Origin of the sequence: Enterococcus pallens ATCC BAA-351, from assembly GCF_000407485.1 — a bacterium.
In the GTDB taxonomy this organism is placed as follows: domain Bacteria; phylum Bacillota; class Bacilli; order Lactobacillales; family Enterococcaceae; genus Enterococcus_A; species Enterococcus_A pallens.
On the sequence record NZ_ASWD01000006.1, the window covers coordinates 76177 to 92489 of the forward strand.

Genomic DNA, 16313 nt, shown 5'->3' on the forward strand with positions numbered 1-16313 from the left:
TCGGCCATTGTTTTCTACCAGTTCCTTCAGGCATGATAAGGGTAGCAAGCTTGCCAAATACCTGAAGAAAAGAAGGGATAACATGACCCAACCAATTATTTTAGATATCAGCGAATGGCAGGTGCCTTCGCAAATTAATTACCAGCAACTGGCTCAACAGGTGGCTCACGTAATTGTCCGCGTACAATACGGTTCTGCCTATGAAGACAAACATTACCGAACCCATATTGAAAACTTCCAGGCGCTAGGCGTACCTGTCGCCGTCTATGCTTGGGTTCGCGGTGTCAATCATCACGATATGGAAGAAGAAGCTCGCAGCTTTTACGAACGAGCTAAACAATACAACCCCACCTTTTACTGGCTGGACGTTGAAGAACAATCGATGGCTGACATGCGGGGCGGTGTAGAATGCTACCGCCGCAAGCTCAAGGAACTTTCTGGCAAAAAAGTCGGTGCTTATATCGCCAACCATCTTTATAGCACCTTCAATCTGGTTACCGAAAATTTCGATGCGATTTGGCTGCCAACCTATGGTGCGAATACCGGCAGCTACCAAGGAGCTAACCCAACTGCTTCCAACCAGTATGATTTGCATCAGTATACCTCTGTCGGACGGCTGGCCGGTTATGCCGGCGCATTGGATTTGAATCGTTTAGCAGGGACAAAACCTCTTAGCTATTTTACCGATGGTGCTTCCACAGCCGCCCCCTCACCGACACCGAGCTGGGGAACTGCTGAGAAAGGCATTTTCACTTTAAACACAGCCATTCATTTACGAACTGAGCCTTCTGCCAGTGCTCAAAGCTTAGCTGTGCTGCCCGCAGGTTCCGAGGTCCATTACAATGCCTTTGCTCATCAAAATGGGTATGTCTGGATTCGTCAACCCCGAGGAGACGGCACCGTCGCCTATTTAGCGACAGGACCATCAAATGGTACGGTAAGAACCGGCACAGCCTGGGGGACTTTTCGTTAACAAATCAAAACCACCCGTGGTAACGGGTGGTTTGCTCTTCGGCTGAAAGCCTCTTTTACCGGCCTTGGCCTAAAAGGCCTTCTGAAGGAGCTTCCTCCCGCACCACTATTACCCACTGATTCTAAAAGAATCTCGGGTTATTTCTTTTTGTTTTTTTCTCCTGTAAACGGATCATATTCTTCAAATAATGTTAACTGATCTGCTGCATAATCATCTTGTAATTGATTACGAATATATTCTGCTATCTTCTCCTTGTTTCGTCCGACTGTATCCACGTAATAGCCACGACACCAAAATTTTCGATTCCCATAACGATATTTTAGATTGGAATGACGATCGAATATCATCAAACTACTTTTTCCTTTCAAGTAACCCATGAATTGAGAAATACTTATTTTGGGCGGGACGCTAACAAGTAGGTGAATGTGGTCTTTACAGGCATTTGCTTCGAGAATTTCTACTCCTTTTCGTTCGCATAATTCTCGAATAATCTCGCCGATGCTTTGTTTGTATTTTCCATAGATAATCTGCCTTCTATACTTTGGGGCAAATACAACGTGGTACTTACATCTCCAACTGGTATGTGATAAACTTTCTTTGTCCTTTTTCATAAGGGTACCTCCTAATTTGTTTGCGATGCGGTCGGGAAACCAGCATCAGTTTAACATTCTAGGAGGTTTTTTCACTACCACGCTGGAAGCTCTCCGGAACCACCTGCATAGCAGGTGGTTTTCAAAGCATACAACAAAAAGAGGAGCGTCTATTCCGACGTCTCCTCTTCATTAAATAAATTTACTCGCATAAAGCCCCATTGCGTTGGCAAATAATAACCATCCACCGCTTCATTCTTTAACCGGCTGGAAATCAATGAACCCTTGATCTGATACAATGCCGGCTTCTCCGGATCAAGCGGACCCAGCTTCTCCAGCAATTCTTCCAAATCGTGCTTTGTCATCATAAAGTAGACAAAATCTGAATCCTTCAATCGTTCATGACTAATCGCACCATCAAATGTCATCCTTGACCTTAATTCTTCAGGACTCAAGGTCACACTCACCGGTAACAACTCCAACTCTCGAAAGGAAAATCCCTCCGCCATCTGTACTCCCCCTATCACATGCTTCCAGTTTTATTTTATCACAGTTGACGGAGGTTTGAGTGTTTATTCTAAGGTAAAAGCAAATGAGAAATCGTCGAAGGTGCACCGATATTTCTGCAGCTGATCCTGCCCGCAGGCATTACTGCCAAGACCATTTTGTTTGTAATCCAGATACAGGTAAGTTGCCTCGTCTTCCACTAATTCATTCGTATGCTTGGCTTTTTCCAAGGTTTCATCAGCAAAATGAGAGACACTAAAATTCAATTTATCTGGTGCTTGAATCGTTACACGATGATCCCCATTGCTCAATGCCAAATAATCTACCTCCATGCGGTTGCCATGTTCCTGCGGATATACGTAAGGCACATACATTCCAGCCACCGTGTCCTCGAAAACTCCCGGATACACCGATTCACGAGAATCGCAATAGTTTTCATGTGGGCCTAAGCCGCGATAGGTTACCGCTTCATAGGATTTTGGCAGAACCAGCTTAACCCCAATCCGTGGAAGCATCGCCGGTGCCTGATCTTTGCGGCCAGTCGCCAGGCCAGCGATTGCCACCGTCATTTTGCCATCACCAGAAATCGTATAGGTTTGACTGATATCAAAATACCACGAGCTGTTAGTGGTGCCCAAATATTTTTGAATCGTGACGACACACTGAGTTGGCTGCTCTTCATAGGCAAAGCCCACCAGCGTTTCATGCCACAAATTCATGAAGTATTTATTGTAGTAATCCTCGATCAGATACATATCGTTATCAATCGGCGCCCGCCAGAAATTCATCTTCGGCCCGATCAGCTGCTGCTCACCCTTTTGAATCGTCAACTCACCGAAAACTTTATCAAAGGTGAAAATGCCATTTTCAGTGGACACCTTCAGCTCTGTCCGTTGATTCTCTACTTTTATCGGTACCTCACCGTGTGTAATTGAAAGCTGTGGTTCCTGCAGAGTAACAACCGCGCGACTCAATTCAAACCCAGCTTCACACCAATTAGTCGTTTCTTTAGCTTGCGTAATTAAATGCAAGGTAACCAGCTGATCTGGTTTTTCGGCTGCTTTAGCTGAGCAAATAAAGGTTCCCTGTTGCTGGGGCTGAATGGTCGGTATCGTTACAGACCCTTTGTCAACCACCTTCCCTTCAACCTGCACCTCATAACGGAAATCATAGGCATCGGTGGTGGTAAATTCCAAATGATTCACCAGCTGGTACACACCAGCCTGACGATTAACCATCTGCAATTCAAAAGGCTCAAAAATTTTCTTCAACTCCGTTAAGCTGGTAGAAACCGTCCGATCCGGCTGCAGCAAACCATCAATACAGAAGTTGCTGTTGTTCGGTACATCGCCAAAGTCGCCGCCGTATTTATAATAGGTCTGGCCCTGATCATCCACTGCCTGAATCCCTTGATCAAACCATTCCCAAATAAAGCCCCCCTGCAATTGGTCATGACCATAAAACAGCTCCTGATATTCCTTCAAGTTCCCTGGACCATTCCCCATCGCATGCCCATACTCGCAAAGAATATGCGGCTTTTGGGTCTTTTCAATCACTTCGGTCATCGTTAATTTTTCATCATGCTCCAGCCAAGTGTACATTGTGGAATACACATCGGTAACTTCAGCTTCAAAGTCTCCTTCGTAATGAACCAAACGGGTTGGATCAGTTTTCTTAGCAAAGGCCGCCATCGCCCGAAAATTGTTGCCAAAACCAGATTCATTGCCCAGCGACCACATAATAATCGACGGATGATTTTTATCCCGGTGAATCATGCGGGACAAACGATTGACATACGCTGCTTCCCATTGAGGATTATCAGAAATCCAGTTGTAGTCATTGGTCAACTCAAAACCGTGACATTCCAAGTCCGTTTCATCAATCACATACATGCCGTATTCATCACACAACTCATAAAAATAAGGCGCATTTGGATAATGAGACGTGCGAATCGCATTAATGTTGTGCTGCTTCATCAATTGGATATCACTTTCAATACTTTCACGAGTGACAACCCGACCGTTCTTAGGACTATAATCGTGGCGATTGACCCCTTTTAAAACAATCGGCTGGCCGTTGAACAAGAACTGCTTGCCCTGAACTTCAACTCGGCGGAAACCAATGCTCACTGGAATATATTCAACCAATTCCTCCTGCCACACTTCCATTTCCAGCAAATACAAGGTTGGCGACTCAGCCGACCACAGCTGCACATCCATAACTTCTTCCTGCAGCACTTCATCAGCCGCCAGCGTCTTCTCCATTACCACTTCACCAGCTAAGCTTAACCGATAACGAATCGTTTGTTCTGCCCAAGCCGATAGCTGAGGGGTAACCATTAGCTGACCCGTTTGATAGCTGTCATCCGTCGTCGCTACAACTGTTACATCATACAAACCAGCACGAGGAATCGAATAAAATTCCACATCACGAAAAATCCCGCTCAGCCACCACATGTCCTGATCTTCCAAATAGGTTCCATCTGACCACTGAAATACCCGAACCGTTAACTGATTACTGCCAGCCTGCACAAAGTCCGAAAGATCAAATTCACTTTGCAAACGCGCCCCTTTACTGTACCCAACAAACTCCCCATTTACATAAATCTCAAAAGCTGAATCCACGCCATTAAATTTCAGCAAATAGCGTTCATTCGCATCCACCTCTGCCAACTCAAACGTTCGACGATAAATTCCTGTTGGATTCTCGGTCGGTACTTTCGGCGGAATAATCGGGAAATTGTACCACAAATCCGAATAGTGCATCTTGCCATAGCCTTGCAGCTGCCAATTACTCGGTACTGGAATCGTATCCCACTGCTCCTCCTGACAATCCACCTGATAAAAATCCTCTGGCGAATATTCCGGCGCTGCTAAAAACAAGAAACGCCATTCCCCATTTAAGCTCTGAAAATTGCGCGCTTGGATTTGCCCCTGCTGCCCATCCTCTTGGCTAAAGTAACTATAATAATGTGCCCGTTCCGGCAAACGATTGATATGATTCATTTGATGATTTTCCCAGCGTTTTAATTTATGCATGTCCATTGCCCCCCTCTAAGGCTTTATTCTTTTTCTCATAGCGTTGGTAACAAATCCAGGCAAATCCAAGGAAGATAACAATTCCCAAAACATTGTAGGCTAAAACAAACAACGGATTCGCTGCTCCCTCAGCCACTACCCCCGTTTGCAAATAGGCCATAATTTCAAAAGGTGATGGGAAAGTCGAAATAAAGAACGCCACTAAGAAAAAGCCCAAAATCAACGTTCCCACCACAATCCCCAGCTTACGACTACCCATCTTAAAACTACGGGGCATGTCTTCTTTTTTCAAGCGCAGCACAATGTACGCAATCAACAAGAACAATACCGGAATCAAAGAAGTCGCCGCCGTCATATTAATCAATGTTTGCAGCAGCGTATCCACCGAACCAATGCCCAATGCCGGAATAATCAACAGAATCGTCACCACAATCGCTTGAACCAGCAACGCATTTGTCGGATTTCCTTCCTCATTGGTTTTAGTCATCCATTTACCAAAGATCCCCTCAGGAATTTCTGAGAACAACACTTTTACCGGCGCAGCCGTCCATAACACCAACGAACCTAACGCACTAAACAACATAATTAAGCCAACAATATTAGTCACAATGTTGCCAACCCCAAAATGATTCCCTAAAATCGTGAACGCCTCAAACAACCCATTCGAATAGTTATTAGCTAATGTTTCCTGCGGCACAACCAACCCCACTGCCACACAGCCTAAACAATAGATCAAACCAATCGACAAAGTAGTAATCAGCATCGTCCGCACAAATACTTTGTTGCCGCCACGAACATCCTTAATGTAGACACCCACACTTTCCGCGCCACCGACCGCCTGCAGAATCCAAGCCATCGTCATAAAGAAGGTCCAGTTAAACTTCGGTGTCACTGACTGAGCAGTAAAAGTCTGGGCAGCCGGCTCCCCTAAAAAGGTCACCACAATAAAGGCTAAGACAATAAAACCAATTCCCAATAATAGCCGCGCCACACCCGACACACTAGTAATGATCGAAATCCAGCTAACCCCTTTAATCGAGACATAGGTCGCCAGCCAAAAAAGCACGATCGATACTAACGAAATCACTAATGTTGCCTGATTGCCCGCAAATACATTACGCCCCAAAAACGTATACGAAGCATAAATCAAAATCTGCGGCAATAAAGAAGTAAAGTAAAACAAATTAACAAAAAAGTATGACCACGCTCCTAAAAACGCCCACTTCTCACCTAATGATGACTTAATCCAGCTATGCACACCCGACTCAGACTCACTGTTAGCTGAAGCGAACTCCCCGATCATCAATCCAAAAGGAAAGAAATAGCACAGGGTCGCAAAGATATATGCTGGAATTGATGCCAATCCAATGCTGATGCTGTTGTTAATAATATTGTTGAAAGCAAAGACTGCCGTAAACGTCATTAACAGCAACGCAGCCGGACTTATTTTCTTCCGTGTCTCCATATTCATTCTCCTAACTATGATTCGATAATCGGGATCCGGACCCATTGATTACGCTTTCATCTTAAATTATAATGGAACTACTTCCAAGGGGATTTTGTTGCTACTATATGTCATTATGTTGAATGAAGGGAGAAAAAATGTTTAACTCTGTCGGAACCTTTCAAACCCAAGAAGTGCTCAGCCAAGAGCTGACCCTCTTCGAATGCGGCTTTGAAGACGTCAAACCACGCGAACCCTATCAATACGAAAAAATCGATTATTACCTGATTCACTATATTTTAGAAGGCGAAGGCCTGTTTTTTATTAACGACGAAGTCCATCGACTTTCTGCTGGCGAAGGCTTCGTCATTCCACCAGACACCAAAAATAATTACTACCCACTATCCGGCAATCCCTGGAGCTACCGCTGGATCGGCATCCGCGGCAGCCAATGCGAAGCCATTCTAAAAAAAGCCGGACTGCTAGATGGCACCTTCATCTACAAATACAAAAAATTAGAAACCATCGACACGTTGTTTAAAGCCATTTATGACTATGCCGAAAGCGGTCAACTCTACGGCTCCATCGCCAAAATCTATGAATTTTTCAATTGCCTGATAGTCCAAAACGAAGAACTTCTACGCTTTTCCACCAGCGAAGGCGAACAATATGTCCTCGCCGCTTTGGACATTATCAAGCAACATTACGCCAATAACGAACTACAAATTACCAACATCTGCGACCAAATCAAAATCGAACGCAGCTATCTTTACAAGCTATTCAAACGTTACGTCACCACCAGCCCGCAGCAGTACCTGATCCAATTTCGCCTAAACAAAGCCAGCGAGCTACTCCGCAAAACCAATTATTCCATCGAAGAAGTCGCCCAACTCACCGGCTTCTCCAGCTACTCCCACTTCTCCAAAATCTTCAGCAAATACAAAGGCTACTCACCCCATAAATTCCGCTTACGCTATCGCGTCCATTAAAAAGAAAAGGTTAAGCCACACGGACTTAACCTTTTCTAAACTGCTTCTTCAATTGATTACATAAGCCATACCCAATCATACAACCAGCAAAATTCGTCAACACATCCCAAATATCAAACGTCCCCAAATAAAAAACATACTGCAACGTCTCAATACCAAGAATCGTCACCAAAGACAAAACAACCGCCTCAACCAACCGCGCCCGCATCCCATACAAAATCCCCAACGGAATAAAGTACCCAATATTCAACACAAACTCAATCACAGCCGCCCCCGACTCCAACGGCACCTGCCGAATATCCAAATTCAACGCATGATAATGCTCCGCCTTCGTAAATAACACAATAAACATCAACAACGCATACACACTATAAAACAAATACAAATAAACCGTCCACAGCTGCCGCCGCTCCCACTGAACATAGAACAACCACAAACTCAAAAACAAAAACGCCCACAACGCCTCATCTGTATAAACAAAACGATGCATCATCCCCGCCAAACGCGGATAATGCATCAATGTCGGCATAACCAAATAATATATAATGCCATAGCTGGCAATCAATGATAAAATTCCTGCGATGATTTTTTTCATGATGGAAGTGAAGCCTTTCTGGTTTTTGGTTATTATAGCAGAAAAACTTTGCCTTCAGTAGAAAATCCATTGGAAACAAAGCTTTCTTATAACTCATATAAAAATTAATCTCTTCCGAAGATATCTCGAGTGTAGACTTTCTCTTCCACATCTTGCAATTCTTCTTCATAACGATTTGAAACAATAACATCGGAAATTTTCTTAAACTCATCCAAGTCTTTAACTACACGAGAATTATAAAAAGTATTGTCTTCTAAAGTCGGCTCATAAACAACTACTTCGATTCCCTTAGCCTTAATGCGCTTCATTACACCTTGAATAGAAGAGTATCTAAAGTTATCAGAATGAGCTTTCATTGTTAAACGATACACACCCACAATTTTAGGTTCTCTTTCTAAAATTTGATTCGCGATAAAGTCTTTTCTGGTTGTATTCGCATCAACAATGGCACCAATGATATTACTTGGAACTTCGTCATAGTTTGCTCTTAGTTGCTTAGTGTCTTTAGGCAGACAATAACCACCGTATCCAAATGAAGGATTATTGTAGTGAGAACCTATTCGTGGATCAAGTCCCACACCTTCAATAATTTGTTTCGTATTAAGTCCACGTGATTCAGCATAAGTATCAAGTTCATTAAAGTACGCCACACGTAGAGCTAGGTAAGTGTTGGAAAATAGTTTAATTGCTTCAGCTTCGGTAGAATGAGTCAGTAAAACTGGAGTATCTTCATCCTCTGCGTTACGTTTGAACATGTCTGCGATTTCTTGACCTCGATCAGAACATTCACCAACAATAATGCGAGATGGGTGCAGGTTGTCATATAGTGCACGACCTTCACGTAAAAACTCAGGAGAAAAGATAATATTTTCGGTTTGATATTTGATCTTCAGCTCTTCTGTATATCCTACTGGAACAGTGGATTTGATGATAAATGTTGCATCAGGACGAATAGCCAACGCTTTTTCGATCACTTCTTCGACAGTAGATGTATTGAAATAGTTTTTCTTCTCATCATAATCAGTTGGTGTTGCGATTATTAGATAATCACCAAAAAGAACTGTTTCTTCAAAACTTCTAGTAAACTCAACTTTCAGATCACTACGTTCCAAAAATTCATGAATCTCTTTGTCTTCAAGAGGAGATTGTCTTTTTTGCAGCATATCTATCTTTTCCGATACTATATCGTAAGCTTTTATTCTTTCGTTTTGTGATAATAGTAGTGCATTTGCTAGACCTACGTAGCCCAATCCTAAAATAGATATATTCATGACATCACTGCTCCTTTCCCAATTTAACTTATTACGTCAACAAAACCGTTAGAAAGCAACTATATTATTCTTATTTCATATTAATTCCGTAGTAATCTTTGTACCAAATTACAAATTTTTTTAATCCTTCGTCCAAGGTAGTATTTGGTTTGAAATCTATAGTTTTTTCTAGATCTGCAGTGTCAGCATAAGTTGATTGAACATCTCCCAATTGCATCGGTTTAAAAATTTTTTTAGCCCTAATTCCTAGATGCTTTTCTATTGTTTCAATAAATTCTAGTAATTTTACTGGCTGATTGTTACCAATATTGTATATCTTATATGGAGCCCAACTTTCAGATATTTTTTCTTCTGACCATCTACTATTTTCCTCAGGGACCTTTTCTATCAATCGAATTATTCCCTCAACAATATCATCTACAAAAGTAAAATCTCTCATCATGTCTCCGTTGTTAAAAATTTCGATAGGTTCGCCTTTGATTATTTTATCGGTAAAACTAAAATAAGCCATGTCCGGTCTTCCCATAGGTCCATATACTGTAAAAAAACGAAGACCCGTTGTTGGAATTCCATATAAACTGGAGTAAGTGTGTGCCATCAATTCATTAGATTTCTTAGTGGCAGCATATAAAGAAACGGGATGGTCTACATTGTCATTAGTTGAGAAGGGTATCTTTTTATTTCCCCCATATACTGAACTTGATGAAGCATATAACAAGTGTTTAACCGGGTAATTTCTACACCCTTCAAGAATGTTCATCATTCCCATAATGTTTGAGTCAATATATGCATAAGGATTTTCAATTGAATATCTAACACCTGCTTGAGCACCTAAGTTAATGACAATATCAAAACCTTTATCTTTAAAAAGATTCATTACAGTTAATTTATCCGCTAAATCCACTTTAAGAAAATTAAAGTTACCTTTTTTCTCTAGCCGCTTCAAGCGGGAGAGTTTCAAATTGACATCATAGTAATCATTTAGATTATCGATTCCCAAAATTTCACAATCTTCATCGTATAGTTCAATTAGTCTCGAACCTATAAACCCAGCAGCACCAGTTACTAGCATCTTCATATTCTATACCTCTATTCAGTAATGTTTAGATCATTTTAATTATAATTAGTAGCTATTTTTTCAAAGTACTCACCAACTGTATAATTGTTTTACTTTTTAGTACATAACAAAATATCAAATAGATAACAACTCCTAATATTATTTGAATAAATGTAGTGAGCATGTTAGCTTCTAAGCTTGAAGTAATAAGGCTTACAGAAAAAAACATAATAAATCCTGATACAGAAAATTTCACTATCTCACTCAAATTAAATTTAAAACTTGTTTTTTTTCTAAGAAAACTTATTCTTGATATAGTTACAAAAAATTCTGTGATGACATTCGAAACAACCGCACCTAAAACACTAAATTTATAAATTAGAGCAAAACCTGTAATTACATTGATGATAGCTGCCAAAATCGATGTAACATTCACGAATCGTATTTCATTCTTTGGTACTAAATATTGCCTAACTATAGAAGCACCTAGAGGTATTATTATAACAATTGTGCTTGCCAGAGGTAGATACTTACTTACATCTGAAAAGCTAGGTCCCAAGAACCAGTTGATAAATTTTTCATTAATCGTTAAAAATCCGAAGTAAATAGGAATAGTCAAAAAAAGTTGAATATGTAATGAAAGATCTAACAATCTGATTCCTTTATCCTCGTTAGTTTTGAAGATATCTGTCATTCTAGGTAGTAATACCATGTCCGCTGCACCAATTATAGAATTCACCATAACAGGAATAACAGTTGTATTAGTAAATATCCCTACTGCTGAAGAAGAAACCATTAATCCAAGAGTTGTTTTATTTACATTTAAATATATTGTAGTAGCGATTTTACTTATAAAATAATTGCACGCAGGATACAGATGTGAAAAAACCCCTTTAAAGTCAATATTTACGAAAAATATCTTTTTAAAAACAAACAACCATAATATAATTTGTGAAACTAATATATTAGCCGACTGAATCAATATATATATCCATAAGTCACTATAAGAATTCACAAAAAACAAAATCAACATAAAGCTAACTATTTTCACAATAAAGTTAGCCATAGTAATATGCTTAAAATCTTCAATTCCCTGATAGTACCAAGAAATATCTAACAAAGTACCTAGTATAACCAAAGACTGAAAATAGTAATACAATGACATGTCCTGAAAAAAAGCAAAAAATAAATAAAACAGAAAAACTATAAAGGCTATTCCGGCATTCAAAATTTCAATTTCCCAAAATGTTTTACTAAGTTTATTAGGATCATCTTTAGCTAATGATATTTCTCTTACCCCATAATTAGCAATCCCTAGCCCCGCAAACAATACAAAATAATTTGTAATAGAGTTTATAAAATTGTATATGCCAATTCCTTGAGAGCCTAAGGCATTAGATACAATGGGAACTGTTACTATTGGAAGTAAGATCAACAAAACCTGGTAAGAAGCCTGATAAAAGAGATTAGATATTATTTTTTTAATCATTATTTTTTTCTTTCTTCCTTATGCCTTTTTCAATCAATCGTATTGCTTCATCAGCTCTTATAAATTTTGCTGAAGAATTTTCGTCATAAAATCCAATAAAATTCGTGTTCATCTTATCAACGTATTTTTTATATTCATAACTATTATTTGCATGTATTTCTGAAAGTGCATATTGTTCATATTTAATTATATCATTTGGTAAAAACTTATAATGCAATATTACGCCGTCTAAGCTAGCGATATCGTTCTTTTCATATATTAAAGGAAGATGCTGTAAAAAAACATCACCATCTTGAAATTTGAACAGGGGGTATTTTGTTAAAGTAGGATTAATGTCAAAAATTCTTTTACGTACACCACCTAGGACATCATATCCTTGATACGTTTTATAAATAGAATACCCTTTGTAATCATAATAGATACACTCTTTCATAAAATCTTGTGGATTTCCATTTTTATACCATTCATTTGAAGCATACATGTCTAGTAGCATAGTTCTAAACCTATATTGTTTTCTTGATTCTAAAAACTCAACTAACTTATGTATGTCACAAAAATCATACTTGGACGAGAAAAATTCATCAGAATCTAAACAAAGATACCATTTATCATACCCATAATCGAGAATAACGCGATTAAACCACGCTTGACATTTTACAGAAGAGAACATTTCAGTTACACGAAAGACTTCAACATTTTCAAGTGAGATAAGGTATTCAAAGGTCCCATCACTTGAATTATTATCAATAAATACAAAATTAGTTAAGCCTATTCTATTATGGTATTTAATAAATTCTTTTATTTTAACAAGATCATCCTTAACAGGCACAATAGTTATAACCTCGTTCAATTTGACTTTACCATCTTTAACTTTTGTAATATCACTTTTGAAAAAAGCAGATATATACTCTAAAGACGATTTAGGTTTATACGTGATGTAAGTTACCAAACTTCGGTATAATTTATCTCTTGAAGCATCGTCTATTTTGAAATGCTCAATCTCATTATCTAACATTTTCTTAGCTTTCATTACTTCTTTAAAATATTTTATTCTGTGCCCATACAGGGTTAAACGACTTTTAACTGGAAAAAAATCCATATTATTTCTCCTACTCTATACCTTTTTTCTTATTGGCCAATACTATTCCTAAAAAGATAAATAGTAAACAACCTGGGCTAGTTTTAAGCATTGACGATCCTACTGAGCTAGCAAATAGACCTATAATTGTCGAAATAGTAAATACTCTTTCCAAAAAGCTATATTTCGCATCGTTTGCGGACTGAATCAACACCAAGACTATGGATAAAAATACACCAATACCTAGAAATCCCGTTTGTGCTATGATCATCGATAAATAATTATCATTTAAATAGTTATAGTCTTTCAAGCCAAGCATCTCTAGCCCATCATAGTTATAAAACTGTAGTTTTAAATATATTGGACTGTAATACCTTGCTGCCATTTCCCCTCCATATGTTCCAAAACCGCTACCTAACGGAAAAAATTGATTAAAAATCTGAAAGGAACCTTTGTATAGAACTGATCTTGCACTATAATTTTCATTCAAAAGATAGGCTTTAATACTCCAATCAGCAAATGGGTAAGCTATTATAGCTAAAGGGATGAGTTGCCATAACTTAAACTTTTGTGACCACGTCAAAATAACATATAAGCCTATGAAAGATACCGGCAATATTATAACAGAAATTTTTGTTGTTAATAGAATAGATAGTATATTCAGGGACAAAAAAAATGTATTGGTACTCTTTTTATCTAGTAATAATATTCCGAAGACAAAAAATAAAATCAAACCTAATGCTCCACCGTATCCATATATAAATGCAAAACTTTTGATACCGTATCGTTGGCCGTTAGACATCCCCAAATCAATAAATTGTTCAGCAATTCCTGAAATAGCTACGAGTACAGTAAACAGTTTAGCTGGTACCCTAAGAATTTCAATAACTTCTAAGTATCCAATGCTTGATAGAAAAATTTTAGAACCTAAAAGCAAGATAAAAACCTTAGAGAATAGAAAATAATCGGTTAGTACCATAAAAAGACTTCTATCTATACTACTAAATATGTTTGAGATAAACCCAATCACAAAATAAGCTAACAATAAACCGATTATCCTAAAATCAAACTTATCAAATTTTTTGATTGAAAAAAGTAATTGAATTACAAGATACAATGTTGCAATCATTGCAATTACTTCATCAAAGTATTGATTTAAGAAGGGATAAAAGATAAACATCACTAATATCAAAACAGCCACTATACTTTTTAAAGTAACTTTTCTATTCAAAAAGTTATACAAAATATACACAACCTATCATATTTTTTTAAATCTTTTTAAATACCATAAATAACTAGGGAAAATTAGTATTAAAGACATTAATTTGTTTGGAGAACGATATGTAATTACCTTGTTCAATTTAATGTTGTATGCCCCTAAGTTCATCAAACATTTCAACAATTCTTTGTATTTTTGAATATACTTCACTTTAGTTAGGTATGAGTATCGACTATTTAATAAACAATATGTCCCACGAGGATTATCAATCCAGCTTTTAAAAACAGAAGATGTTTCACCATCAGCTTGATAAGTCCCACCGACTATAACTTCATTTGTATAAATAAATGTGTATTTTTGTGCTACTTCATGCATGTGCATCTCTGGACTAGAAAATTTTTCACCCTCAAATGTAGGAAATCTATATTGTTTTAGAATGTCTGTTTTCTGTAATGCTGTATTTTCAACATTCAGTCCATATTGAAACTTCAAATCCATAATATTTAGTAATTTCATATTAGGAACTCTATCTCGAACAGATCTATCATAACCAAAATCTCTTGTTGAGAAAGCTCCTATCACATTTTTCTTATCTCTTATCAGGGATATTTGTCTATATATTTTTTCCTTAGAATTATCAAGAAGATAGTCATCAGAGTCTAAAGTCAAAAAGAATTTACCTTTAGCTTTTTCAATTCCTAAATTATATGCTCTAGATTTTCCACCGTTTTTTTGGTAATAATAATTAATGGGGATTTTTTTTTGAGCTTTCCATTGTTTTACCAATTGAGCAGTATTGTCAGAAGATCCGTCATCTATTATAAGCCATTCAATATTTGTAAATTCTTGATCTATAATACTTTGGTATACCCTAGATAATAAGTGATCTCGATTATAAGTAGCTGTAAATATTGTAAGGTCATACTCACAGTGTTCAAGCATGGAATTATTCATCCTTTCTAAACAAGACTTGCTCCCATTTTTTTGTTATTAGAGATTCATCGAATCTATCTCTTACATATATATTATTACTGATCTGATGCTCCAAAATTTTATCATCGGTCAAAGTATTAATTATTTTATTTGACATTTCTTCAGGATCGAAGGAATTTACTATGCTCCCATACTTTTCGTCTTTTATAATCTCTTTTGCTACTCCCGGAGAAAAATTGGTTGTGACTATAGGGAATGCATTTGCCATAGCTTCAATTAATACATTGGGAAAACCTTCATATCTAGACGTCATCACAAATAATTTTGCTTTTCTATTTTTTTTGAGAGGGTATTCCTCATGACCTACCATAGAAATATAATCCTTCAATTCTAGATCATCAATTTTTTTTTGTAGTGAATTTCTAAGTTCACCTTCTCCAATAATTTTCAGATTATAATAGGGTAAAACATCGTGAACTTTCTTGAAACAGTCTATAAGAAGGTCAAAGTTTTTTTGTGGGGCCAATCTTCCAACTGAAATAATCTCACTTTTTCTTTGAGTTAGTGGGGTTACCTCTTCCTCGTAAGAATCCAAACTCAACGGATTTTCTATTACTGCTAATTTTTTAAGGGGGATTTTCAATTCTTTATTATAATAACTTGCAATGACACGTGATTGGCAGATTAATTTATCTACATCTCTATAAAAAAATTTTTTTAACACTAATAAAATTCTTGGATTTCTTGTTACATCATTTCTTTCAGAAACAACTGTAAATAATTTTGGGTGCATTTTTTTGTAAAGAGATGTAATAAAAGTTGCATTATCCAGAAAAGACAAAACTACGTCAGGATTCAATTTTTTAATCAATTTAGAGTAAAAGAAAAAACTTCTGATACCCATCAAAATTAAAGATATCGACTTGAAAAATTTATTGGATCTATTAATTTGTAAATCACTACATATATAGTTCACCTTATCATCTAGTGCGTATGGAGAAACCGACTTTTGTAAAGATATTAAGGAAACCTTATATCCTTTCCGGGAGAAGGAATTAGCCAAATTGGCCATAACCCTTTCAGCTCCACCATACCTCATAGCTGGGATTACTAATACTAAACTTTTCACG

The 16313-nt window shown here is 37.7% G+C and carries 14 protein-coding genes; 2 read left to right on the top strand and 12 right to left on the bottom strand.

Annotated elements, in window-relative coordinates; all coding sequences use genetic code 11:
- Window positions 1–82: 82 nt before the first annotated feature.
- Window positions 83–973 carry a GH25 family lysozyme gene (locus I588_RS21955; protein ID WP_010756832.1) on the top strand — a complete coding sequence of 297 codons (891 nt, stop codon included), beginning with the start codon at window positions 83–85 and terminating at the stop codon, window positions 971–973.
- Between the two features lie 137 nt (window positions 974–1110).
- Here I588_RS21955 and tnpA read toward each other — a convergent pair whose 3' ends face one another.
- The 4 genes from tnpA to I588_RS21975 form a co-directional block, all read right to left on the bottom strand.
- The gene (gene tnpA, locus I588_RS21960; protein WP_010755290.1) at window positions 1111–1584 is read right to left on the bottom strand and encodes an IS200/IS605 family transposase; all 474 of its coding nucleotides are present in this window, start codon (window positions 1582–1584) and stop codon (window positions 1111–1113) included.
- 149 nt (window positions 1585–1733) lie between these two features.
- Entirely contained in the window at window positions 1734–2072 is a 339-nt protein-coding gene (locus I588_RS21965) for a hypothetical protein (protein ID WP_010756831.1), read from the bottom strand.
- A gap of 63 nt (window positions 2073–2135) precedes the next feature.
- Window positions 2136–5108, bottom strand: a complete 2973-nt coding sequence (gene ebgA, locus I588_RS21970) for a beta-galactosidase subunit alpha (protein WP_034693098.1) — start codon at window positions 5106–5108, stop codon at window positions 2136–2138.
- Window positions 5101–6579 carry an amino acid permease gene (locus I588_RS21975; RefSeq protein WP_211219414.1) on the bottom strand — a complete coding sequence of 493 codons (1479 nt, stop codon included), beginning with the start codon at window positions 6577–6579 and terminating at the stop codon, window positions 5101–5103. The genes ebgA and I588_RS21975 overlap by 8 nt, the downstream gene beginning before the upstream one ends.
- A gap of 131 nt (window positions 6580–6710) precedes the next feature.
- On the opposite strand from I588_RS21975, the gene I588_RS21980 reads away from it, so the two are divergent.
- Window positions 6711–7541 carry an AraC family transcriptional regulator gene (locus I588_RS21980; protein ID WP_010756828.1) on the top strand — a complete coding sequence of 277 codons (831 nt, stop codon included), beginning with the start codon at window positions 6711–6713 and terminating at the stop codon, window positions 7539–7541.
- 25 nt (window positions 7542–7566) lie between these two features.
- Here the strand turns inward: I588_RS21980 and I588_RS21985 are convergent, their stop codons facing one another.
- The 8 genes from I588_RS21985 to I588_RS22020 form a co-directional block, all read right to left on the bottom strand.
- Window positions 7567–8136, bottom strand: a complete 570-nt coding sequence (locus tag I588_RS21985) for a VanZ family protein (RefSeq protein WP_010756827.1) — start codon at window positions 8134–8136, stop codon at window positions 7567–7569.
- 104 nt (window positions 8137–8240) lie between these two features.
- Window positions 8241–9407 carry a nucleotide sugar dehydrogenase gene (locus I588_RS21990; protein WP_010756826.1) on the bottom strand — a complete coding sequence of 389 codons (1167 nt, stop codon included), beginning with the start codon at window positions 9405–9407 and terminating at the stop codon, window positions 8241–8243.
- 70 nt (window positions 9408–9477) lie between these two features.
- Window positions 9478–10485 (bottom strand): NAD-dependent epimerase, encoded by a 1008-nt coding sequence (locus I588_RS21995; protein WP_010756825.1) that lies wholly within the window; start codon window positions 10483–10485, stop codon window positions 9478–9480.
- A 52-nt stretch (window positions 10486–10537) separates the two neighbouring features.
- Window positions 10538–11953, bottom strand: a complete 1416-nt coding sequence (locus I588_RS22000; RefSeq protein ID WP_010756824.1) for an oligosaccharide flippase family protein — start codon at window positions 11951–11953, stop codon at window positions 10538–10540.
- Window positions 11946–13052, bottom strand: a complete 1107-nt coding sequence (locus I588_RS22005; protein WP_010756823.1) for a glycosyltransferase family 2 protein — start codon at window positions 13050–13052, stop codon at window positions 11946–11948. Before I588_RS22005 ends, I588_RS22000 begins: the two co-directional genes overlap by 8 nt.
- 10 nt (window positions 13053–13062) lie before the next feature.
- A complete protein-coding gene (locus tag I588_RS22010) occupies window positions 13063–14160 on the bottom strand; it encodes a hypothetical protein (RefSeq protein ID WP_034706228.1) in 1098 nt (365 codons plus the stop codon).
- Between the two features lie 129 nt (window positions 14161–14289).
- Window positions 14290–15192, bottom strand: a complete 903-nt coding sequence (locus tag I588_RS22015; protein ID WP_010756821.1) for a glycosyltransferase family A protein — start codon at window positions 15190–15192, stop codon at window positions 14290–14292.
- A 4-nt stretch (window positions 15193–15196) separates the two neighbouring features.
- Entirely contained in the window at window positions 15197–16312 is a 1116-nt protein-coding gene (locus I588_RS22020; protein WP_010756820.1) for a glycosyltransferase, read from the bottom strand.
- Window position 16313 lies beyond the last annotated feature (1 nt).